Here is a 24,470-nt window from a genome sequence, read left to right on the forward strand (position 1 = left end):
TTAATTTCTGTATATTTTAATTCTATTTCGGCTCTTACTGTACTACGTCTGCAATTAAAAAGGAACTGTTTTCTTTTATAATCTTCACTTTAACCGGATATTCAGCTTTTAGTTCTTTATCGGTAAGTATAACGTCAAATAAATAACTGTTATCACCGTCAGAAATCAGCTGGCATTTTGTTACCTTTATCTCATTCCAATCCTGTCCTGTGATTAAGAATCCAACGCCTGTTCCGGCTTTTGACGTATCAAACTTATCTTTCCATTTATCCTGAAACTCCTTTTCAGTGAGACTGCCATCTACATCCAGATCAACGTTCATTGCATCTGTTTTATAATCAAAATAATCTCTGGTTGTCATTTTCTGCATATTCTTTTCCTCATTTCCAAGGTCATCTTTGAAATACTCTTCAATGTTTTTCTCCAGCCAGTTTTTTGCTTCTTCAGAATCCCTGGATTTATTTTCTACAACTACATTTTCTTTCACCTGAGGCTTGGTTTGTACTGCTTTCTCCTTGTTTTCCTGCTTGCATGCTACAATTAAAAATAAGGAAGCTATTATCGTTTTTTTCATATATTCTGATGTAAATGGGTACCCGGGCTAAAGTCCGTTCTATTTATTCTAATATTTGTTATGAATTGGTTATAAGAATATTATTATTTTGATCTCAGCTTATTTCAAAGCAAATTCCGGTTTTTCAAGGCGGTTCCCTTTCTGATCATAAACGGCAAAATTAAACCCGTCCTGAATACAGTAAGAACCATATTCTCCTTTTTTATTGATGGCAATGAAACCAACCTGAATATCTTTTAAATTTTTGTTTCTTCTTTGAGTAATTTTTACAATTCTGTCTACCGCTTCTTTACAAGCCTCCTGCGGGTTTCTGCCTTGCCTCATCAACTCAACAACAAGATGTGTTCCTACTGTTCTTATCACTTCTTCGCCATGACCGGTTGCCGTAGCCGCCCCTACTTCATTATCTACAAACAGTCCTGCTCCGATTATCGGGGAATCACCTACTCTGCCGTGCATTTTAAAGGCCATTCCGCTGGTTGTACAGGCTCCGGAAAGGTTACCCTGGGCATCTAAAGCTATCATTCCTATGGTATCGTGATTCTCAATATTGGCAATGGGCTTATACTGACTGGTTTTCAGCCATTCTTTCCATTCTTTTTCTGATTCGGCGGTAAGAAGATTTTCTTTTTTAAAGCCTTGTGAAAGGGCAAACTGTAAGGCTCCATCTCCTACCAGCATAACGTGAGGCGTTTTTTCCATGACGGCTCTGGCTACAGAAATTGGATTTTTCACATGTTCCAGACATGCTACTGAACCTATGTTATAATTTTCATCCATGATACAGGCGTCCAGAGTGACTCTGCCGTCTCTGTCCGGCCGGCCGCCATAACCGACACTTCTTTCTTTGGGGTCTAATTCTACAAGACGAACACCTTTTTCAACGGCATCTAAGGCTTTTCCTCCCTTTCCGAGAATAGTCCATGCTTCTTCATTGGCTTTTAATCCAAAATTCCAGGTAGAAAGTACAATGGGTTTATTTTCAAATTTATTGTTTTCCGGAAATTCAGAAGCTATTAATTCTAAAGGGTTTACAGCAAGTGCAAGAGAAGCTGCTGCTGTTCTTTTTATAAAGTTTCGTCTACTTTGCATGTCAGGTTTATTAGGCTTACAAATTAGCAATTTTCCAGCGGGTACAAAAGCTAAAAAGACTGTAGAAGAATCATCTACAGTCTTTTTAGAATTTTAGAATAAAAAAACAGGCTTTTTTATGTCCTGTGACCAGGAAACTGACATTCTATGAAGCACAAAATTACACCTGAATATGAAATCCGTTTATTATGATCAATGGGGCAGTTTATCTTTAAAATATCCATATACCCAGGTTCCTGCAATGGCACTCAAAAGTGTAACCGATACAGCCAACGCTCCTGTCCCTATCTGAGCGAAGAGCGGACCCGGACATGCTCCTGTAACAGCCCATCCAAAGCCAAATATTAATCCGCCATAAATTTGGCCCTTATTAAATTTTTTAGGAGTGAGTGTAATAGGTTCGCCATCTATTGTTTTTATATTAAACTTTTTAATAATCCATACGGAAGCCATTCCTACCAGCACTGCGCTTCCAATGATTCCGTACATGTGGAAGGACTGCAGCCGGAACATTTCCTGTATTCTGAACCAGCTGATCACTTCTGCTTTCACAAAAATAATTCCGAACAAGATACCCGCAACAAGATATTTCAGGTTATAGTACCATTGACGGTTAGTATTACTTTCATTCATACCAGCAGTATTCTGACAGCTTTTATCATTTTCTTTTATCATTATTTCAAATGCTCTTTAAAATTATACTTATAGGGATAAAATCACCGGCAGAATAATATTTGCCATAAAAAAACCTCCGATCATAAAACAGATCGTTGCGACCAGGGAAGGCCATTGCAGATTGGAAAGTCCCATGATTGCGTGTCCACTGGTGCATCCTCCTCCATACCGGGTTCCAAAGCCCACCAAAAACCCACCGACGACCATCGTAATAAACCCTCTGAGGGTCAGCAGACTTTCAAAATTCATCAGTTGGACCGGAACCAGATTGCTGTAGTCTGTAATTCCATAGCCTGCCAGTTCGGTTTTCAGATTGGGATTAATTTTTATTTCAGCCGGATTAAGCATAAAACTGGCGGCAATCATTCCACCGAAAAAAATCCCGAGCACAAAGAATAGGTTCCAGGATTCTTTTTTCCAATCGTATTTAAAAAAGGGCACATCAGCCGGTATACAGGAGGCACAGATATGCCTAAGCGAGGAACTGATTCCAAAGGATTTGTTTCCCATAATCAGCAAAGCGGGAACGGTAAGGCCAATCAACGGACCTGCAATATACCAGGGCCATGGTTCTTTTATGATCTCCAACATTTTTTTTATATAAATTTATTTAAAACTTTGATCTTACACATCAGAAAATGGTCCTGAACTTTTTGTAAAGTTCCTGTTTTCTTTTTTCTGATACTGCTACTTTTGTTACATAAGAAAAATATGGACCTATCAATGATGCATGGAGGTTCATGATAATAACCCTATAAAAATGTTTATGATAAGAATTCGCATAGCTAAACCATCCCGCTAAATCTTGGGTTTACCGCCACAAGGTGTAATATGAGTAGCTTTAATGAAAAAACTGTATTATGAATTGATATTTTTCAGAATAATAATTTTATTTCTTCCCAGTTTCAGCTTTCCTACTGTTTCCAGTTGTTTAAGGAGTCTGGATACGACTACTCTGGCAGTTCCCAACTCGCCGGCAAGCTGCTCATGGGTTGTGTGAATAGTTTCAGAGCCGGAGAGCTCAGATTTTTTTTGAAGAAGGTTCAGGAGTCTTTCATCTACCTTTTTGAAAGCAATGGCATTAATAATATCCAGCAGTTCTTCGAATCGTTTATGATAGAGTCTGAAAATATAATCCAGCCACTCCGGATGTTCTTTAATAAATAAAGAAACCTTGTCTACCGGTAAAAAAAGGATTTCAGCATCTTCTTCTATTTCAGCTCTTACAATACTTTTTTCGTTGTGCATTCCACCCAGAAAAGACATAATACAGCTTTCCCCCGCTTTGATGTAATAGAGCAGAATTTCACGTCCGTATTCTTCTGTCCTGATGACTTTTAGCATTCCTTTCATCACGATAGGAATGGAACGGATAGAAGCATTTTCGTCTAAAATAATGTCTCCCTCGTGATAGCTCTTTGTTGTACCATACTGGTACAGCTTCTCTACCAGCTCCGGTGACGAAGAAAACTCTGAAGAAAGTATAGTATCCTTCATTTTTTACTGTAATCTTACTTAATTAACGCCAATTTCATCAACAAAAAGCCATGCGTTGGAATCTGCTCCCGGGTTTCCTGGGGGAATAATTCCTGCGTTTTCTATGTTTACTTTCAGATATTTTGCATTCTGAGTTCCTACATTCAGCCTGATCTTTCCTTTAGCATTCTGAATTTCCTCTTTGCTGATCTCCTTGATCAATTTAAAGTTTTTATTATCATCGGAAACAAAAATTTTCGCAGATTTTGCGAGATGAATCCAGCTTCCTTTATTCTCTAAAGTATTAAAATAAACTTCTGAAAAAACTGTTTTCTGTCCGAAATCTATTGTTGCGATCACATCTTTCCCCTGAAAGCCAAGCCATGTTTTGCCCAGTTGTCTGGTATTGCCGATTATTCCGTCTACAAGGGTAAAAGCACCACCAAAGGAATAATTTTCACTTGGTTGCTGTTCAAGGCTTATATTTTTTCCGGTCGTTTTTGAAATTGTAAATTTCTGGGAAGAAACAGCGCTTTTCAACTGCCCGTCTTCAAAATAAGCTGACTTAATTGTTAAGGAGCTGGGAATCGGAACTGGGCCCTGATATATTTTAGAATTCAGAGAAGGAGCGGTTCCATCCAGCGTATATCTTATTCCGCTCGAACTCTGAGAAGTTGACAGCTCATAATCAATACCATTATTTGCAGGGATTACTTTTCCGGAGATATTGTAAATACTTTTCGCATAGTTTACCTTCATTTTATCCAGAACTTTGAATTGGGTGATGACTCTGTTTTCAAAGTCTTTATAATTCTCAGGGTCTGAGGTTCCCCATCCTACTTCAGAAAGTGCCATTAATCTTGGAAAGATCATATATTGTACCTGCTTAAAGTCTAAAATATATTCTGTCCACAAGTTGGCCTGAACCCCCATGATATATTTTGCCTGCTCTGCATTCAATTCAGAAGGAACAGGGTTATAAGAGTATACTTTATCCAAAGGGGTAAAGCCTCCAAAAGCATTAGGTTCGGATTGAGGATCTCCCTGATAGTGATCAAAATAACAGTAAGCCCCCGGAGTCATGACGGCAAAATGTTTAGATTTTGCGGCTTCAATACCTCCGTTCACTCCCGTCCAGCTCATTACGGCTGCATTAGGAGCTAAACCTCCTTCCAGGATCTCATCCCATCCGATTATTTTCCGGCCTTTGCTGTTTACATATTTTTCAATTCTATGGATAAAATAGCTCTGTAAGCCATGTTCATCTTTTAAATTATTTTTCCTGATCAGATCCTGACAGTGAGCACATTCTTTCCATCTGGTTTTCGGGCATTCATCACCTCCAATATGGATGTATTGAGATGGAAAAAGCTGTATAACCTCATCCAGAACATTTTCTAAAAATGTAAATGTTTCATCTTTCGGACAGAATACATCATCAAAAACGCCCCATTTTGTTGCAGCTTCAAAAGGCCCTTTTGTACAGGCCAGCTCCGGATATGCTGACAGAGCGGCCAAAGCATGTCCCGGCATTTCTATTTCCGGAACAACGGTGATATGTCTGTCCTGAGCATATTTTACAACCTCTTTGATCTGCTGCTGGGTATAAAAATAAGGGCCGTAAGGTTTCCCGTCAAAAGTATTGTCTACATATGCCCCGATCATTGATTCTTTACGTTTTGAACCGATCTGAGTCAGTTTCGGATATTTTTTTATTTCAATTCTCCATCCCTGATCATCTGTCAAGTGCCAGTGAAAAGTATTCAGTTTGTACATCGCCAGATAATCAATATACTGCTTCACCTCATCTACTGTAAAAAAATGACGGCATACATCTAAATGCATTCCTCTCCATGCAAAATTCGGCTGGTCTTCAATTTTTAAAGCCGGAATCTTCTTTACATCTTTATATTCTTCAAGCAGCTGACTCAGTGTCTGAAGGGCAAGAAAATATCCCTGCCGGGTATAAGACTGAATACGAATCTGCTTAGGTGAAACTTCCAGAATATAAAACTCTTCTTCTCCTGCAGCTCCTTTTGGCAGTTGCGAATAGACCAGTTGAGCATCAGCATTCTTTGAATCCTTAGACTGTAATACTGAGGCTATCCTTTTTTTGAAATAGTCTGTTTCATTTTTAGGAAGTTCACTACTTACAAGCAAAACATTAGGAATCGTAAAATTTCCTTCATTGAGCTTTATATTTTGAGGATAAGGAATTAAGTTCAATTTATTCTGAGCAAACATTAGGGTTGAAATTAATGCGAAAAAAACTGACAAGGCTCTTATCATTGGATGCAGTTAAAGGTTTTAGCTAAGATAATTATTTTCTAAAACTCTTTATAAGTTTTTAATCATTAAAGTCACAAAAGCTTTTAAATTTTTTACACTGTATTAAATTATATGGTTTATTTTTTGATAAGTATAGATGACTTAAAAAAATAAAACGTTTAAATTTGTAAAAAAATATGATGAAAAAAAACATTTTTGTGGCAGCCGGTTTGTTATTCTCAATGTCTACCCAGGCACAGCTTTTAGATATGATAAAATCTACGGTTAAAGACAAAACTGGTGTAGATCTTAATACTCCGGCAAAAACAACGGGTAATACAGCATCTGCAACAGCCACTACTCCGTCCGCCCATTCTACAGGTTCTCCTATAAACCTTGGAAGTCTTACCTCAACACAGATTTCATCCGGATTGAAGGAAGCTTTAAATATTGGAGTAACAGATGGTGTAAAGAAACTGGCCGTAACGGATGGCTTTTTTAAAAATGAGGCGGTAAAAATCTTAATGCCTGAAAAACTAAGAAAAATTGATACCACCTTACGTTCTATCGGCATGGGAAGTCTTGCTGATGAAGGGGTAAAGCTTTTGAACAGAGCCGCTGAAGATGCAGTAACACAAGCTGCCCCTATTTTTACAAGCGCTATTACTTCTATGACGATTACTGATGCTAAAAATATCCTGCTGGGAAATGATAATGCTGCAACCAGCTATCTTCAGGGGAAAACCCAGACTCAGCTGTTTAATGCTTTTCAGCCTAAAGTAAAGGCTTCTTTAGGAAAAGTAGGTGCTGACACGGTATGGAAGAACCTGATCTCAAAATACAATACTTTTACAGGACAATCTGTTACCACAGATCTGAATGAATATGTTACAACGGAGACCATCAATGGGGTTTTCAAAATGGTAGCAGACAAAGAGAGCGGAATCAGAAATACACCTGCGATGAGAACGACAAGTATTTTACAGAAGGTTTTTGGAGCTCAGGATAGGAAATAAATAAAACGTTAGAAGTTAGATGACATACTAACCGTTAAAGTATAAAAGGAGCTGTTTCATTGATGAAACAGTTCCTTTTTTTGTTTTAAATTCTTTTGTCTTGAAACAAAAGAAACAAAAATTCAAGATCTGGACCTCTCCGCTAAAATTAAATTCTGTTCCCTAAAAATTCTAAACTTGCGCGAATTCTGTATGGGTTAATCTGTTCTAAGCTGGTCTCGCGCTTCGGACAGGAGAATTTTCTTAACGCTCCCATTTCCTATGTCATATAAAATATCCGGCCTCACTTTGTGAGGCCGGATATTTTATTTATTATAGTCTGATTAGAATTGCATTTCAGGAATTTCTCCTTCAATAATAAGTTCTGCTTCTGTAGCTTTGATAATGTCTTCTACTGAAACGCCTGGTGCTCTTTCTACCAGTTTAAATCCATTTGGAGTAACATCCAGTACCGCTAATTCAGTTACAACTTTTTTCACACAGTTTACTCCTGTTAGAGGAAGTGTACATTTTTTCAGGATTTTGCTTTCTCCGGCTTTATTCACGTGCATCATAGCAACAATGATATTTTCAGCAGAAGCTACCAAATCCATGGCACCACCCATTCCTTTCACCATTTTTCCGGGGATTTTCCAGTTGGCAATATCTCCGTTTTCTGAAACTTCCATTGCTCCAAGAATGGTAAGGTCTACTTTCTGACCGCGGATCATCCCGAAACTGAAAGCAGAATCGAAGAATGAGCCTCCTTCTAAAATAGTAATTGTTTGTTTTCCGGCATTGATGATATCAGCATCTTCTTCACCTTCGAAAGGGAAAGGCCCCATTCCCAAAACTCCGTTCTCACTCTGGAATTCTACGGAAATCCCATCCGGAACGTAGTTGGCAACTAAAGTAGGAATTCCGATTCCCAGGTTTACATAATAACGATCTTTCAGTTCTTTTGAAATTCTTTTGGCAATTTGTTCTTTTGTAAGCATAATAAAAACTTAGAGTGCAATTTAATTATTTTCACTTGAATACAAAAGGGCTTTATTCCCACTTAACAATTAACACTGTTAGTTAAAATAATATCTGTAATTTTGCAACATTATTTATTAGAATGAAAATACTCTTAAAATATCTTAAACCTTACCAATGGCTGATTGCCATTTCCTTGTTTCTTGCTACTGTAAATCAGGTTTTTTCTTTATTTGCCCCAGCCATTACAGGAAATATTCTTGATCAATTGGTAACTCATCCTAATTTTTTTGATAAGGAAAAACTTTTACCCAGAAATCTGGATGAATATTTATACGGGACTTCTATTTACCACGGTGCGTTTTATTTTTTGGGACTACTTATCGGAACGGCAATGGTAAGCAGAATTGCCAAGGCTTTTCAGGATTATGTGGTAAGTGTTATTACCCAGAAGTTTGGTGCTAAAATATTCACAGACGGGCTGCGTCATTCAATGGCACTGCCATTTCAGGAGTTTGAGGATCAGAGAAGTGGTGAAACCTTGTCTATATTAACGAAAGTAAGAGAGGATTCTGTAAAATTCATTACCAATTTTATCAATATTTTCTTTGGAATTTTAGTAAGCATTATTTTCGTTTCTGTATATGCCATCCGCCTTCATTGGTCTATTATGCCGGTATATATCTGTGGAATTTTCCTGATTGCCTTTATCACGAATTTATTGAGTAAAAGAATAAAAGTGATTCAGAAAAATATTGTTTCAGAAACAACTGCTCTGGCCGGAAGCACCACAGAAAGTTTAAGAAATATAGAAATTGTTAAAAGTTTAGGATTAACCAATCAGGAAGTTCTCCGTTTAAATAATAATACCTACAAGATTCTCGGACTTGAGCTCAGAAAGGTTAAAAGTATCCGTTCTTTAAGTTTTATTCAGGGGACAATGGTTAATTTTCTTCAGCAGATGATCACCCTGACTCTTTTATTTTTAATTTTTAAAAGCATTGTTACTCCGGGGCAGTATCTGTCTCTTATGTTTTATGGTTTCTTCATTTTCGGGCCGATGCAGGAAATCGGAAACATCATTATTTCTTACCGTGAAGCTGAAGCTTCTCTTCAAAACTTCGACCGGTTAATGAAAAAAGAAGTGGAAGAAAAACCTCTACATCCCAAACAGATTGGTGCTATTGAAGAATTAGAATTTAAAAATGTTTCTTTCAAACATCAGTCTGCTCAATATAAAGCATTAAATCACATTTCTTTTGATCTTAAAAATGGGGAAACTATCGCCTTTGTAGGACCCAGCGGTTCCGGAAAAAGTACGCTGGTAAAATTACTGGTAGGACTTTACAGACCTCAGGAAGGAGATATTTTATATAATTCAATTAATGGTAAAGAGTTTGATTTTGATGAACTGAGAAATCAGATTGGTTTTGTAACTCAGGATACTCAGCTGTTTGCAGGAACAATTAAAGAAAATCTTCTTTTTGTAAACCCTAAGGCTACCGAACAGGAATTGGCTGTTGCTCTGCAAAAATCGAGCTGTACTGCACTGCTGGAAAGAGCTGAAAAAGGGATAGAAACCGTGATCGGAGAAGGCGGCCTGAAACTGAGTGGCGGTGAAAAGCAAAGAATTGCTATCGCACGTGCTCTTTTAAGAAAACCTCATTTGCTGATTTTTGATGAAGCGACTTCAGCACTGGACAGTATTACGGAAGAGGAAATAACTTCTACGATAAAAGATATTTCAAAAGAAAAAGAACAAATTACGGTACTCATTGCCCACCGTCTAAGTACGATCATGCATGCGGACAAAATCTATGTGCTTGAACGCGGACAAGTGGTAGAAACAGGTTCTCACAATAACCTGATTGCCGAAAAAGGACTCTATTACGCCATGTGGCGCCAGCAAATCGGGGAAAGAAAAACACTTACTCCTGAAGCATAAAAAAAGCGCTGAATTTATTTTCAGCGCTTTTTTTTATTGTCAACTGTCTTTTAAGAAGCTTATTCTTTAGTTCTAACGGTTCTTTGCTCTATTCTCTTTTCAAATTTTTCTCCCTGAAAAATTCTCTGGATCATAATTCCCGGAATATGAATCTCATTTGGGTCCAATTGTCCAGGTTCTACCAATTCTTCTACTTCAGCAATGGTAATGGTAGCAGCACCTGCCATGGGATGATTGAAATTTCTTGCTGATCCTTTAAAAATAAGGTTTCCGGCATGATCTCCTTTCCATGCTTTTACGATAGAAAAGTCTGCTTCGTAAGCATTCTCCAGAATATGTGGTTTCCCTTTGAAATCTTTAACTTCTTTTCCTTCTGCTATTTCGGTTCCATAGCCTGCCGGTGTATAGAATGCCGGGATTCCTGCCTGAGCAGCTCTGCATTTTTCAGCTAAAGTACCTTGCGGTGTAAGTTCCACATCCAGTTCTCCTGAAAGCATCTGTCTTTCGAATTCTGCATTTTCACCTACATAAGAAGAGATCATTTTCTTAATCTGTCTTTTATGAAGCAGTAATCCTAATCCGAAATCGTCTACTCCTGCATTGTTTGAAATACATGTCAGATCTTTCACATCACTTTCTACCAAAGCATTAATTGAGTTTTCAGGGATCCCGCAAAGTCCAAATCCACCAAGCATCAGTGTCATTCCATCCTTGATTCCGTCGATGGCTTCCTTTGCATTTTTTACTCTTTTATCTATCATGAAATATTAGATTTTTCTGTTGGCTAAATTTAATAAATTTTATCATATCTATGGTATTTTGATTAACCTGATATTTAAAAGCGTTTTTTATCTGGTCTGAATTTTGGTTAAATAATACTATTACCTTTAAAGTAAATAATATGGAAACAAAAGACATTTCAAGAATTGCCCTTGGTACATTTCTTATCACAGCAGGGATAGGCCATTTAACTTTTGCCAGGAAGGAGTTTCAGGCTCAGGTTCCGGACTGGGTTCCTTTGAAAAAAGATGATACAGTTGTCTATTCCGGGATTGCTGAAATAGTATTAGGAACCATGGTAATAGCAACGCCTAAAAAGTACAGAAAAACAATGGGAAAAATTGTGGCTGGCTTTTTCGCCGCCGTTCTACCAGGTAATATTGCCCAATATAAAAACAGAAGAGATTCTTTTGGTCTGAATACGGATAACAGGAGATGTGCCAGGCTTTTTATGCAGGCTCCCCTGATTGTCTGGGCGCTTAAATCTACGGATGACTGAAATAAAGAATCGGGAAAAATTTCATTTTTCCCGATTCTTTATTAACTGAATTATATAAAGATATATGTTTATTCCTTTTTATTCAGGGCTTTCCTTTATATTATCTTATTGAATGATTAATTTTAAAGTAAAAAGTTTTCTCCCGTGTACTTTTACAAAATAGACTCCTTTCGGAAGGTTCTCATTTACTAAAGAGAAACGCTGGTTATTAATATTTTTTGATACATAAAGCAGCTCTCCTGATGCAGAAATCAATTCGATTTTCTCAATCGGATAGTCACTTTTAATGAAAGTAGGTTCACCCGGTTTGGTTGGATTAGGGTATAATACTACATTTTTCTCTGTACTTTTGGTTTCTTCAGTTCCTAAAGTGGGTGAAGCCACCTGAAACTGTACTCTGTTTGAAACTTCTGTATAAGAATCGTTGGTAAACATTACCATATAATAATTTCCAGGTGTAGCTGGTACCGCTGTTCCCTGTATTGTTTTCGTTCCCTGTGTCACTCCGTCAAAATAAGTATAAGAAACAAAATTATCATCAGGTGTCTGAATATTTTGAGGATAAATACCCAGCCAGTCTTTGATAATTCCCGGGGAATCCGTCCAGGAAGCAGTGATATTTTCACCTAATGTATACACCGGTTTATTGATCCATAAATCTGTAACAATATCTCCTACTTTAAAGAAAACCTTCTCTCCCACTCCGTTATAACCATCTTCCAGTAAATAGTGAGCATAGTAGTATCCTTTCGGAAGACCTGTAAAATTAAGGGTTCCTGCTGAAGTGGTCACATAGCTCCATTTAATAGAATTTGTTGTTCCCGGAGTTTGCCCCATTTTATAAATTCCGATCCAGTCTTTCTGCAAATTAGGGCCATCTGTAAAATTAATAACCACAGTTCCGCCTACAGGATAAGTATCTGCAGTCGCCTGTAACTGAACTTTAGGTCCTACGTAGAAATTTTTTCTTGCTGTAATTTCCGTATATCCGCCGTTAGCAAAAAATCCTGCAAAATACTGTCCTTTATTTGCCAAACCATTGTTGAAAGTAACAGTTCCTGCAGTCTGCCCGGTGGTATATAGGTATCCCTGAGAAGTTGCCGAAGCCGGAGTCTGTCCTTTTTTATAGATCCCTACCCAATCCTGCTGATTTCCAGGACCTCCTGTAAAGGTAGCCGTGATGGGTTCATTTTGGGCATATTCTACTTTATCTAAAGCAAATGTAGGGTTAGAAACAACGCTTCCGGTAATTTCGAACTGTTTCACATCACTCCAGTCACTCCACTCCAGGTTTCTGTCTCTGTAGCGGGTTTTTACATAATAAATACCGTTTGGAATAGAATTCTGTGCCAGGGTAACTTTTGTGATATCTACTCCTTCATTCAAATTTTTGGTCTTATCCGGAGTTCCGTTTCCCTCTTTTCCGAACCAGTTTTCAAAGTCACGGTAAAGCTCTTTTTCAATGACAGAAAAATTGGCTGTTTTACTGATAAGGAATTGTGTTGTATTTAAGAGTTCACCATTAGAAGACGAAAATGCACTACCATTTAAGGTAATAGGTAAGGTAGTTGCCCCTGAGAAAGTATTTGTAATGGATGGTTTTGCAGGTTTGGGCTGATTTTTATACCGGTGAAAAGAATCTACCAGTACATTATTTTTCTTATTATATACACCACCAATAGAATAGCATTCAATGTCTACTTTTCCCGTTGGCACATCTACTTCTACGATCTGATAGGTCCAGTCTGTCAGTGTTTTCTGAACATCATCAAAATCCTGCTCGTTCGACATTCCCCAATACTGATCCCAGGCAGTTCCTCCCGAAATGATCTGGTAAGCCGGGCTGTTTTTCAGCTGCCCTCTGTGATAGAGATGGTGATGGGCACCTACGTGCATTAAATATTTCTCTGAAGTTACCAGAAGTGGTACTGCATTTTCTCTTACCCAAGTAGAAATATCTCCTACATACTGCTCAGCCTGATAAGGTCTGTGGCTCAGGGAAATGATCCAGTCTACTGTAGGATCGTTATTTGCTTCAGTTAATATCTGTTGAAGCCAGGTCTGCTGAGCTGATCCGGTATGTTCAGAACTTAAACTAATAAAAAGGACATTACCTGCCTGCTGAGCATAATAGTTCTCATTTCCGGAGCTTATATTCTTATATTTAATTTCATCAATATAAAAATGAGCATAATAGGAATTCATTCCTAAAGTCCCATAGGTCTCGTGGTTTCCTACTGTGGTTTGAATAGGCAGATATGGTGATAGCTTGATATTCTTTTTAAAGTGAACATTCTCATAATGGTCTAATGTTCCTACATCTACCTGATCTCCCACCATAAAGGTAAGAGCAATATTATCTGACGGATCTGAGCTGGCTCCGAATTTTTCTTTTAATTTTTTATAGGCATTCAGAGTAAGACTGTCATATCTGGGCTCTGCTTTGATCTGGTTGTCTCCCATGATAAGAAAACGGATCTTTCCATTTGCTGTTGCGGCCTGCCCTGGCAAAGGAAGGGTTCTGAAATTATAAACGGCAGACTCGCTGGTTCCCGTTTTTATCTTGTAATAATATTTTGTATTGGGCTGCAGATTGGTAATCTTTGCCGTGTGGTAATAATAGTTGTTGTTGTATCCTGTATCGGAGAAGATATTGGTAGTGCCTGTTACCGTTACGTTCAGATTGGCTGGGGAATCTCCATAGATCACGGTTGTTTCGTTATTGGAAGCTGTCTTCCAGTTCACGATCATAGAATTCGGAGCCGGGTTTTGTAAATAAGGGAACAAAACCTGTCCGAAAGCCATATGGGCCGCGAAACAAAAAAAGAGGAAATAATGTTTCATAATAGCTTAGTTTTTTAATAGTAGATTAAGTTTCAAATTGTAAATCAGTGATTTAAAAATCGTTATTCCGATTTTTATTTCGGGCAAAAGTAGACTTCCCATATAAACTCAGCCTGATGGAACTTTAAAGAAACTGTTAACTTTTCAGCAAAACTGAAATGAAAAAATTATAGTTTTTAGCACATTAATTATTTGGCATATTCAAAAACTATTTTGTACATTTGCAACCTGTTATTCAACCTCTGACGAAAAGCGTGTAAGTTGCTTAGCATTAACATTTTATTTATTAATAATGGATTTATTAAAGTACGTTCAAGACAAGTACATTGCGAAAAAAGAATTCCCTGAATTCAAAGCAGGTGATACAATTACTGTGTATTACGAAATTAAAGAAGGACAAAAGACAAGAACTCAGTTCTTCAAAGGGACAGTTATCCAATTAAGAGGTACTGGTTCTACAAAAACTTTCACTATCAGAAAAATGAGTGGTGATGTAGGAGTAGAAAGAGTATTCCCTATCAACTTACCTGCACTTCAGAAAATTGAGGTTGACAGAAGAGGTAGAGTTAGAAGAGCTAGAATTTACTACTTCAGAGACCTTAGAGGTAAAAAAGCAAGAATCAAAGACGCTGCTTACAAGAAGAAATAATTCAGACAACAATAAATACAAAAAGAGGCTGTTTACCCTGTGTAGACAGTCTTTTTTTATGATAAAACATGGAAATTGCAAAGACGCAAGTTCTTTTATCATTGATAAAGTTGGTTGAAAATAAAATATTTTAAAATATTAAGCTTTTCTAAGAAGCATTAGAGCAAAGCTAAAAGTCAAAGATTTCTATAAGCAGATCAGCTTAAGAAAAAGGTACTTTACTATTCTTAATGGCTCAAATTAAGAAGAACAGTTATTCATTTTTCATAAGATACTGCAACGGCGTTGATCCTGTATGCTTTTTAAAAAATTCAATGAATGCACTGTCCGATGAGAAATCTAACAGATGTGACACCTCTCCTATTGAATGGCCATCTACCAATAATTCAATAGATCTCTGCAACCTCCATTGTTGCCTCCATTCCTGATAAGTTAATCCTGTTTCTTTTTTAAAAATACGGCTGATTGTTTTTTCAACCGCTCCAATTTCCTCTGCAAGCTTATTCAGCATCGGCGGCATTGAATTTCTTACAGTCCATTCTTCAACCGTCTTTTTAAGACGCCTGTCCTGCGGCATCTTAAGAACTAATTTTTCTTCGGGAGCCAGACTTATTTCATCCCAGAAGACCTTTACAATATTTTCCTGGCTGCTGTCAGCAGGAGCCCATTTCCAAAAGCATATCCTTTCCACTATTTCTTTTAATAAAGAATTTACGTGTAATACTTTCAGACTTGAATTCATATATTTCTCTGCATATCCATCATCGAAATAAACCGACCTGTACGCTACTATATTACGAAAATTGACTCTGTGTACTTCATTGGCAGGAATCCACAGCATTCTGAAGGGAGGCAGCACAAACTGTCTGTCAGAAGTAGTAACCGTCATACAACCTGATGGTGCATATAACAACTGAGCCTTCGTTTTATGAAAATGAAAACCAGAATCATGCATTACCATATCAGAGGCAATCCCGATGACCTCCTCATGAATGGAATCAGGATCGAAATTTTCATTTTGCTTGAGTACAGCCATGTCTTATTTTTGATGTTTTTTGTATTTATACCATTATGAATATACACTGAATTTTTCAAAACTTTGCAAAAAAAAATGAAAAAGAAAAATCCACTCTGGCTGCTTATATTACTTGTCATGCTTCCGCAGTTTGCAGAAACCATTTATAGCCCGGTTTTGCCAATGATACAAGAGCAATTTGGAGTGATGGAAGAATCAGCTACGCTTACTATAAGTTTATATTTTATGGCATTTGCTTTAGGTGTTGCATTCTGGGGAGTGCAGTGCGACAGGATCGGAAGGAAAAGATCTCTGGAGTATGGGTTGCTTACCTATGGAATCGGAACTTTAGCTGCTGTCTTTGCTCCAGATTTTAAGATTCTTCTTGCTGCAAGAATTATCTCTGCCTTTGGAATTTCCGTTGGCTCCATTGTCACGCAGACTATTCTCAGGGATATTTATGACAAAGACAATATTAGTAAAGTATTTTCCTGGATCGGAATCGGGTTATCTATCAGTCCGGTTGTTGGGATGATAACAGGTTCTGTATTGGTTTCCACTTCAGGGCATCACGGTGTTTTTATTACATTATGTCTGCTGGCAGTCTTATTCTTTATTTTCTCCAGAAACAAAATCTCAGAAACGAATCACTCTCGTAGGAAAATCAATATCCGGACGTTAACCGGTTTATTAAGAAGAATGCTCCATGATCATGAGATTATCAGATGTTGTTTATTGATTATGAGTTTCAATGTACTGCTGTTTTCGTACTATTCGCTGGCTCCGTTTATTTTTCAAGAACATCATTATTCATCTTATGTTTTCGGATATAGCAGTGTTGTACTGGCAGGTGGTACATTGGCAGGAGCAAAGCTTAACAGATATCTGCTGCTGAAGAATATACAACCTCAATATCTGGTTAAATCAGCTACATACAGCGCATTTGTTGCAGCTATTTTTGTATGGATTCTTATCAGGAAAGAAATTTATTTTTTAATCCCGTATTTTTTCATTGTCATGGCATTCAGCATTGCTATTCCGAACATTCTAAGTACAGCACTCATCAGGTATAAGAATGAAACCGGAAGTGCAGGGGCTTTGCTGGGACTTATTTACTATATATTAATAGGTTCCGGATTGGTGAGTATGGGATATATACAGAATCTTGGAATTTCGTGTGTTTTATTTTCAGGAATCGGAGTCTGTACTTTATGGATATTTGATAAAAGGAAGAGTTAAGTTTAAAACATTAAGTTTAATTAAGATATTGAGGATCATTAAATATTGCGTTAAAAGCTGTTTTAATAAGAATCTTCATTGGCATTCATCATAAAAAAACTTAATGTTTTAAATCGTATTATTTTATAAAGTTATAAAGCGCTTCAAAAAATTTTGGATAAACTTCTATATGAGGTAAGTGGCCTGCATTTTCAATTTCCACTAATTTTGAACCGGGAATTTCTCTCTGCGTTTTCTTTCCCAATTCCTGATACTGCCCCATTTTCGGCTGAAGATCTTTAGGTGCTCTATCCTTTCCTATTGCAGTTCTGTCTCTAGTACCAATGATCAGCAAAGCAGGTACCTTTATATTTTTAAATTCATAGCAAACCGGCTGATTGTAGATCATATCGGAGGTCAGTGCAGCATCCCATGCGACTTGTGGGTAATCTGCATGAAGGGTCCAGCCGGCAATCAAATCTAACCAGGGTTGGTATTCTTCTTTCCATTTATTATCATAATAGAATTTCAGCTGGTAATTTTTATAGGTTTCTGCTGTATTTTTAAGCTCAGACTGGTAAGCCTGATCAATGGTCTGGTAAGATGCAAAGGTTTTATAATCCTCCAATCCAATTGGGTTTTCCAGAATCAGTTTTTGAACTTTGTCAGGATAAAGCAAGGTAAATCTTGTTGCCACCATTCCTCCCATTGAATGTCCTAACACAATCGCTTTATCAATTTTCAACTCATCCAATACGGCCTTTGTATTTTCAGCAAGCTGAGAGAAAGAAAACTGATAACTATGAGGCTTTGAAGACTTTCCGAATCCTATCTGATCAGGAATGACCACTCTGAATCCTCTGGCAGATAAATCTTTTGCCGTTTTCTCCCAATAGGCCCCGTTAAAGTTTTTCCCATGGAGAAGCATGATCGTTTTTCCATTTGGCTTTTGAGGCAATACATCCATATAGGCCATTTTCAGATTATTATCCTGAGATTTAAAATTGAGAAAATGAACTTCATAGGGATATTGATAATCAGACAGTGTTGCATCCAATGGTTTTACCTGTGAAAACATATGAACGGAAGAAGCTGTCAATGTAAAAGCTATTATTAGATTTCTGAAATGGTTCATGAAATTTTATTTTAGATTTTAAAATTAAAAAAACCGCTCCAAAAGGAACGGTTTTAACTGATATTTTTATTAAATATTATTTTTTACGATAATTCTGCCATGGACACCTCTTTCTCTTTTTTGGAGGGAAGATTCATAAGAACAATAGCGAAAAGAATAAGGGTAATTCCTATCCACTGTATTAAAAACACTTTTTCACCCAACAAGACAAAAGCCATTGTTACAGATACCGGAAGTTCTAATGATGAAACAATACTTCCCAGCCCCAATCCTGCATTCGGGAAACCGATATTGAATAAAACCGGAGGAATGATGGTTCCAAAAAGGGCTAAAATAGCTCCATATTTCCAGAATATTGAATAATTGAATGAATGGATATGTTCTGTATTTTCTGTAAAGTTCAGATAAAATGATTTCAGCCCATCAAAATACATCGGCCCTATCTGAGCAAAGAATAAAAATGCAAAAATCACAATAGAACCACCCGCCAGCATGATAATACTCTTTCTGAAAACAGGGAGATGTGTTGCTAGGGTATTGGACGTAAACATGGTCAGCGTATATGAACCTGCTGCCAACAGCCCCCAAAATACGCCATGCCAATCCAGTTCTATCTCCATATTAATAAGGTTGGTAGCCAGGACTGTCCCCAGTAATACAATAACTACAGAAACAACTTTCCTTGCATTGGGCAGTTTTTTTGTCAGAATACTTTCTACAACCACACTAAACCACACGGACTGCATTAACAGTACAATCGCAATGGATACGTTGATATACTGAACTGCAATATAATAAAACAAACTTGTTCCCCCAAGCGAAGTTCCTGCCAGCATCAGCATTCTTACTTCTTTAGAAGTTGGTAATGACAGCTTCTGTTTCGAAGTTAGCGTTTGAATAAAATTCAGGATCAAAAGCCCTGTCAGACCTAATACAAACTGAGAGGTCGTCACTTCAGAAGTAGTAAAGCCATCATGATAGGCCATTTTCACAAAAGTGGCCAGCATACCGTATATGCTAGCTCCAATTCCTACAAATAAAACACCTTTTAGTATATTTTTCTTCTTCATAATTTTTTTTACAGCCTGCAAAGTTACAATATATAAATTAAAATCGTCCGACGTGTTGCGGTGATAGATAAAGAAAATCGCCACAAGTCATCTTGTGGCGATCTTTAAAATTGATATATAAATGTATTATTTATTAACAATTACTTTTGAACCAGCTTCAAAGCCTAATCCTTTTACTTTTACCATATAGGTTCCGTTAACTAGATTACCTGTAGAAATTACTTTTTTAGCATCAGGTGAAATTTTATCTTCAGAAGAAACCAATTTACCGGACATATCATAAAGTTCTACACTTACTTTTCCTATAGTTTTAGAAGGGAAGTTGATATAGAATTCGCTTTTAGCCGGATTCGGATAGATTGAAATCTTATTATCCTTAGTGGAATTTACTTCATGAGTCGCTAACAAACATTCTGCAGGAACTTCAAAATTCTGCACCTGGTCATTAATATTATTTTTAGCACCTGCCGAAGCGTTTACTCCTAATCCTCTTCTTGCAAAAACTCCCCAGATCATACATTTATCTGCTCCCTGAGTGGTTGCCATTTCTGCAGCCAATATTGCATTTCTTCCTTCAATAAAGCTAGGATTACATGCCTGAAGTTTCAGGGCATCAGTCACCAACTGTAATACTTTTGTACTTCCGTTGGTTGTATTAGCCAATACATCTGAAGAATACCCGTATTTTTCAACATATTTCCAATGAAGATCCCATAGCATTGTAGCCCAAACGAATCCTATAGAATGTACATCCGGAACAGTTGCTGTTCCATTGTTATACTCCATTCCATTTGTATTTCCATAGGTAAAACCGTTCACGGTAAGATCCGGTGAATATTTTGCAGGTCTGATACCATCTCCGTTTGTTGGCTGTCCCATTGGATAAGTACCTATACCTCTTGCTACAGCAGCATTATCTCCTGGCTTATTCGTTAACATTAAAGCAAAGAAATCTGACCATCCTTCTCCCATCTGCTCTTTACTTGTATTTGCATTTAAACAACCCGCACCAGTACCTGTTAATCTATTTGAAATTCCGTGTCCGTATTCATGTGTTACGATTCCGTTATCAAAGCTTCCGTCTGGTGTCATGTTGCCTTTCAGACTAACATTTACGGTTGTACCTGCAGCAAGCTGGCTTTTTATATACTCACCTTCTGCATTGGTAATAAGCACTGAAGGAATAGTAACCAAAGGATCTGCTCCAGACATATTGCTCAAGGTTGCTCCATTGACTGTATTATTATAAACAATAGCAGCCATAGCACCAGCATTCTGAAGATTTTTCACTTTATCAGTAAAAGGACATGTTCCTCTTTCAACCAATCCTATTTTTTCTACCAATGATCCTGCAGGTAAAGCCGTACATCCATCCAAAACCGGTGATAATTTCACATCTCCTGTAGTCCCAGCCATGGTAAGGGGACTACCAAATAAGGCAGTTCCTGCTCCCGGTGCACGAGAAACCGCTGCACTTGGAGCATTATAATAAAACACACGGCCTACTGGAGACCAAAGGTACATCTGCATCTTACCATTATATCCTTCCTGAGGGGAAGAGAAATTAGCATTGTTTGAACCGCTTCCATCTTGTGCCTCTGCATATACAGAATCGTCATCAACACCTCCTTTTCCAAAATTGTTTTGCTGGAAGTTTCTCGCAGATTCTGTAAATCCGAACTGATAGAATACATCATGAATTCTATTGTTCAGATAAAATAAGTTAGTAATAGCAGCATTTCTGTTATTAAGCGGAGTTTCATTGATATTGAAAGGGAAATCAAAATTTCTTGTTGCACCACCATCAGCAGGTGCCCCTGTTAGATAATTTGGAGGTGTTAAAGCTGTTCCGGCAGAATCTTCATATGCAAATACGTTGTTTCCTCTGGTAATAGTATAATGATCTACACCGTCAGAATGCCATCCTTCAGGAGAAGCGTTCAGAAGCCAAGGGTTAGTCAGAATTGATCTTGCCCCGAAAGTAGCAGCTTCAATAGGTAATGGAAATACATTATAGGTAGCATTATCTGGTGCAAACATACCAGCATTGCCTTGTCCTATTATGTTTTGAGGCCCAATAAGTGTATTTTCAAAATGATCGGCATGGTTATGATTCACATCCGAAGCATAGGCGTCAGGGTGAAAGTTGCAAGATACCGTCAAATTATTTTTTAATAAAATCTTTCCATTATTGGCATCTACTAAAATATTCCAGTAATTTGGAGATTTAGGCTCCATTAAAGTATACTCATACGCCAGACGAAGGTTTCCATTATCATCGTTCGCGTATACCAGTCTTTGGTTGGCAGATGTAGATCTCTCTTTAGTCTTTTCAAGATATCCAAGAATCGTAAAATTCGCGATATCAGAATTCTTAAGTTCTTCAGCAATCTTTTGAAGAGCTGCAGCTTTATTGATTACCGTAGTTCCTGAAGTAGATACACCATAGTCTTTCACAAAATTGTCTGTATAATAAACAATCTGATTGTCTTTAATAAGTGCAGTCCCTACAGAGCTGTATATTGGCAAGCCATTATATGTCTGTAAAAATTTCACCACATTACCATTCAGTGATTTTGACGGATCTACATTATCTAAGATAATATTATTAAGATCAGATTTCTTATATTCTCTTATTTTATTTTGAGAAATATAATCTTTAATCAGCTTTTCATTATCCTGTCCAAACAATACTGTTGGAAATACAGAAAATACTGCAAACAAAAGAGGTAGAGTTCTATTTTTCATATCCATTATTAAAGTCGCTAATCTACAAATATTTCACAAAATAAAATACTCCATTATTAACAAAATTCAAAAATAAATCAATACAAATAAAAACAAATCATTAAAATAAAAATGCATATTTCTCAATAAAGAGAAATTACTAATCACATGTGCCTCCCCTATTATGTTTAACAGCATTTTATATTATTTTCAATCAAGTTATTTCAGTTAAAACTGACTTATAAGAAGATTCCGGCCAGAAGAAATTTCTTTTATTTTTAATATTTTTTTAATATTTCTCCGGGAAATTTTTATTATCAGGTGCTTTAATATATCTAGGGTTCATTTTTAAATAAAACCACCCTGCTGTCATCCTATATCCATAAAAAAAGCCGCTCATATATGAGCGGCTCCTTATTTATAAATGGGGTAAGGATTATTTACCTTCTTCCATTTTTCTCTTCAACTCTGCTAATGCATCGATGTCTCCAAGAGTAGATCTTTCTTCGTTGTTTGAAGAAGAAGATACGTTTCTAGAAGAAGATTCTTTTACGTTTTTCTTCTCTTCGTCTCTGAAGATACCTGTGTGAGAAACTACAACTCTCTTGAATTCTTTGTTGAATTCAATTACTTTGAATTGAGCATCTTCACCTTTTTTGATTTTAGATCCATCTTCTTTCTCTAATAATCTTGAAGGGCAGAAAGCTTCAACCTCAGCATCTTCGAATTGTACAGAAGCTCCTTTATCGTGAACTTCTACAGCTTTACCAGCGTGGATAGTTCCTTCAGCATATTTAGTTTCGAATTTATCCCAAGGGTTTTCAGTCAATTGTTTGTGACCTAGAGATAATCTTCTAGCCTGAATATCTAATTCAAGAACTACAACGTCTAATTTATCACCTACTGCACAGAACTCAGATGGGTGCTTGATTTTCTTAGTCCAAGAAAGATCAGAGATGTAGATTAATCCGTCGATACCTTCTTCTAACTCTACGAATACACCGAAGTTAGTGAAGTTTCTTACAGTTCCTACATGCTGAGATCCTACAGGATATTTAGTTTCGATGTTTTCCCATGGATCTTTAGACAATTGCTTGATACCAAGAGAAATTTTTCTTTCTTCTCTATCTAAAGTTAATACTTCAGCTTCTACTTCATCACCTACTTTCACAAAGTCACCAGCAGATCTTAAGTGAGTAGACCAAGACATTTCAGAAACGTGGATTAATCCTTCTACACCTGGAGCGATTTCTACGAATGCACCATAGTCAGCAAGAACTACTACTTTTCCTTTTACTTTGTCACCTACTTTCAAGTCAGCAGAAAGAGCATCCCAAGGATGAGCTTCTAATTGCTTCATACCTAATTGGATTCTTGTTTTCTCGTCATCGAAATCAAGGATTACAACTTTTACAGTCTGACCATCCTCAAGGATTTCAGATGGGTGGTTCACTCTAGACCAAGAAAGGTCTGTAATGTGAATTAATCCATCTACACCTCCTAAGTCAATGAATACACCGTAAGAAGTAATATTCTTAACAGTACCTTCAAGAACCTGACCTTTTTCAAGCTGAGCGATGATTTCTTTTTTCTGACCTTCGATATCTGCTTCGATCAATGCTTTGTGAGATACCACTACGTTTTTGAACTCAGGGTTGATTTTCACAACTTTGAACTCCATAGTTTTTCCTACAAACTGATCGTAATCTTTAATTGGCTTAACGTCAATTTGAGAACCAGGTAAGAATGCTTCGATTCCGTGAACGTCAACGATCATACCACCTTTAGTTCTAGATTTAACAAAACCGTTAACGATTTCTCCAGTTTCGTGAAGTTCGTTTACTTTATCCCAAGCTTTAAGCGTTCTAGCTTTTCTGTGAGATAATTGTAACTGACCAGTTTTGTCTTCTCTCTTGTCAACCATTACTTCTACCTCATCACCTACTTTCAGGCCTTGGTTGTAACGGAATTCGTTAAGAGAAATAACACCTTCAGATTTGAAGTTGATGTCTACGATAGCTTCTTTGTCAGTTAATCTTACAACTCTACCAACTAAAACGTCATTATCGTTCAGGCTGTTAAGAGATCCGTTATAGATTTCTTCTAAATCGCTTTTTTCTTTTCTCGCATCTGCATCAAGACCTGATTCGAATGAATCCCAATCAAATTGTTCTGGTGCTACGTTTTGGTTTAATAAAACCTCTGCTGAATTTGTCTCTTTTGACATTTTCTAATAAAATTTGTATTCCTTCTTTTTTAATGGTTTGAATAAATGCGGATTAAAAAATACGGAAGTAATTAAGTTTAAGTAATTTACCCATCAAACCTTTTCGCCACAAAAGTGGGTGCAAAGATATGAATTTTATTTAAAACAAACAAAAGATTTCCTCTGACAGAACTATCACTTAAACAACTGGTTATCAATGTCAATTTGTTAAGAAGAGACCAGAACCAAAATCAGGATAATAAACAACGGCTGTCATACCACAGATTCCTGACTATTGCTCTATTCTTTATTTTTTGAAAGTTA

The 24,470-nt window shown here is 37.0% G+C and carries 19 protein-coding genes; 5 read left to right on the top strand and 14 right to left on the bottom strand.

The annotated features are described in order from the left end of the window. Window positions 1-34 precede the first annotated feature (34 nt). From AC27VX_RS10535 to AC27VX_RS10560, 6 genes are all read right to left on the bottom strand, one after another. The gene (locus AC27VX_RS10535) at window positions 35-574 is read right to left on the bottom strand and encodes a hypothetical protein (RefSeq protein ID WP_236858347.1); all 540 of its coding nucleotides are present in this window, start codon (window positions 572-574) and stop codon (window positions 35-37) included. Between the two features lie 99 nt (window positions 575-673). Further along, a complete protein-coding gene (locus tag AC27VX_RS10540; RefSeq protein ID WP_236858345.1) occupies window positions 674-1,666 on the bottom strand; it encodes an isoaspartyl peptidase/L-asparaginase family protein in 993 nt (330 codons plus the stop codon). Between the two features lie 192 nt (window positions 1,667-1,858). Continuing rightward, window positions 1,859-2,341 (bottom strand): DUF6691 family protein, encoded by a 483-nt coding sequence (locus tag AC27VX_RS10545; protein WP_488695471.1) that lies wholly within the window; start codon window positions 2,339-2,341, stop codon window positions 1,859-1,861. A 27-nt stretch (window positions 2,342-2,368) separates the two neighbouring features. Beyond that, window positions 2,369-2,932 carry a YeeE/YedE family protein gene (locus tag AC27VX_RS10550; RefSeq protein WP_488695473.1) on the bottom strand — a complete coding sequence of 188 codons (564 nt, stop codon included), beginning with the start codon at window positions 2,930-2,932 and terminating at the stop codon, window positions 2,369-2,371. 267 nt (window positions 2,933-3,199) lie between these two features. Further along, window positions 3,200-3,838 carry a Crp/Fnr family transcriptional regulator gene (locus tag AC27VX_RS10555; protein WP_488695475.1) on the bottom strand — a complete coding sequence of 213 codons (639 nt, stop codon included), beginning with the start codon at window positions 3,836-3,838 and terminating at the stop codon, window positions 3,200-3,202. Window positions 3,839-3,856: 18 nt separating this feature from the next. Further along, window positions 3,857-6,061: a glycoside hydrolase family 20 protein gene (locus AC27VX_RS10560; RefSeq protein ID WP_488695477.1), complete on the bottom strand. Its 2,205-nt coding sequence runs from the start codon at window positions 6,059-6,061 to the stop codon at window positions 3,857-3,859. A gap of 221 nt (window positions 6,062-6,282) precedes the next feature. Here AC27VX_RS10560 and AC27VX_RS10565 point away from each other — a divergent pair, with 221 nt between their 5' ends. Beyond that, on the top strand, window positions 6,283-7,101 hold the full coding sequence (locus AC27VX_RS10565) for a DUF4197 domain-containing protein (protein WP_236858308.1): 819 nt from the start codon (window positions 6,283-6,285) through the stop codon (window positions 7,099-7,101). Window positions 7,102-7,424: 323 nt separating this feature from the next. Here AC27VX_RS10565 and AC27VX_RS10570 read toward each other — a convergent pair whose 3' ends face one another. Next, complete coding sequence (locus tag AC27VX_RS10570; protein ID WP_236858306.1) at window positions 7,425-8,078, bottom strand: CoA transferase subunit B; 654 nt, start codon at window positions 8,076-8,078, stop codon at window positions 7,425-7,427. A gap of 122 nt (window positions 8,079-8,200) precedes the next feature. On the opposite strand from AC27VX_RS10570, the gene AC27VX_RS10575 reads away from it, so the two are divergent. Next, window positions 8,201-10,003 carry an ABC transporter ATP-binding protein gene (locus tag AC27VX_RS10575; RefSeq protein WP_300688061.1) on the top strand — a complete coding sequence of 601 codons (1,803 nt, stop codon included), beginning with the start codon at window positions 8,201-8,203 and terminating at the stop codon, window positions 10,001-10,003. A gap of 59 nt (window positions 10,004-10,062) precedes the next feature. Here the strand turns inward: AC27VX_RS10575 and AC27VX_RS10580 are convergent, their stop codons facing one another. After that, window positions 10,063-10,764: a CoA transferase subunit A gene (locus tag AC27VX_RS10580; RefSeq protein WP_236858300.1), complete on the bottom strand. Its 702-nt coding sequence runs from the start codon at window positions 10,762-10,764 to the stop codon at window positions 10,063-10,065. A gap of 140 nt (window positions 10,765-10,904) precedes the next feature. Between AC27VX_RS10580 and AC27VX_RS10585 the strand changes: the two genes are divergently transcribed. Next, on the top strand, window positions 10,905-11,282 hold the full coding sequence (locus AC27VX_RS10585; RefSeq protein WP_300688058.1) for a DoxX family protein: 378 nt from the start codon (window positions 10,905-10,907) through the stop codon (window positions 11,280-11,282). A 105-nt stretch (window positions 11,283-11,387) separates the two neighbouring features. Here the strand turns inward: AC27VX_RS10585 and AC27VX_RS10590 are convergent, their stop codons facing one another. Then, window positions 11,388-14,126 (bottom strand): fibronectin type III domain-containing protein, encoded by a 2,739-nt coding sequence (locus tag AC27VX_RS10590; RefSeq protein ID WP_488695481.1) that lies wholly within the window; start codon window positions 14,124-14,126, stop codon window positions 11,388-11,390. Between the two features lie 292 nt (window positions 14,127-14,418). Between AC27VX_RS10590 and rplS the strand changes: the two genes are divergently transcribed. Next, entirely contained in the window at window positions 14,419-14,775 is a 357-nt protein-coding gene (gene rplS, locus AC27VX_RS10595; RefSeq protein ID WP_068942389.1) for a 50S ribosomal protein L19, read from the top strand. A 253-nt stretch (window positions 14,776-15,028) separates the two neighbouring features. Here the strand turns inward: rplS and AC27VX_RS10600 are convergent, their stop codons facing one another. Next, on the bottom strand, window positions 15,029-15,811 hold the full coding sequence (locus tag AC27VX_RS10600) for an AraC family transcriptional regulator (RefSeq protein ID WP_488695484.1): 783 nt from the start codon (window positions 15,809-15,811) through the stop codon (window positions 15,029-15,031). Window positions 15,812-15,886: 75 nt separating this feature from the next. Between AC27VX_RS10600 and AC27VX_RS10605 the strand changes: the two genes are divergently transcribed. Then, window positions 15,887-17,029 (top strand): MFS transporter, encoded by a 1,143-nt coding sequence (locus tag AC27VX_RS10605; RefSeq protein ID WP_488695486.1) that lies wholly within the window; start codon window positions 15,887-15,889, stop codon window positions 17,027-17,029. Window positions 17,030-17,147: 118 nt separating this feature from the next. Here the strand turns inward: AC27VX_RS10605 and AC27VX_RS10610 are convergent, their stop codons facing one another. The 4 genes from AC27VX_RS10610 to rpsA form a co-directional block, all read right to left on the bottom strand. Further along, complete coding sequence (locus tag AC27VX_RS10610) at window positions 17,148-18,143, bottom strand: alpha/beta fold hydrolase (protein ID WP_488695488.1); 996 nt, start codon at window positions 18,141-18,143, stop codon at window positions 17,148-17,150. Between the two features lie 83 nt (window positions 18,144-18,226). Beyond that, complete coding sequence (locus AC27VX_RS10615; RefSeq protein WP_236858270.1) at window positions 18,227-19,213, bottom strand: EamA family transporter; 987 nt, start codon at window positions 19,211-19,213, stop codon at window positions 18,227-18,229. A 126-nt stretch (window positions 19,214-19,339) separates the two neighbouring features. Then, window positions 19,340-21,961 (bottom strand): T9SS-dependent M36 family metallopeptidase, encoded by a 2,622-nt coding sequence (locus AC27VX_RS10620; protein WP_488695491.1) that lies wholly within the window; start codon window positions 21,959-21,961, stop codon window positions 19,340-19,342. Between the two features lie 415 nt (window positions 21,962-22,376). After that, the gene (rpsA, locus tag AC27VX_RS10625; protein WP_077415250.1) at window positions 22,377-24,167 is read right to left on the bottom strand and encodes a 30S ribosomal protein S1; all 1,791 of its coding nucleotides are present in this window, start codon (window positions 24,165-24,167) and stop codon (window positions 22,377-22,379) included. Window positions 24,168-24,470: the final 303 nt, after the last annotated feature.

Source organism: Chryseobacterium sp. 14P4.3.2 (genome assembly GCF_057799275.1).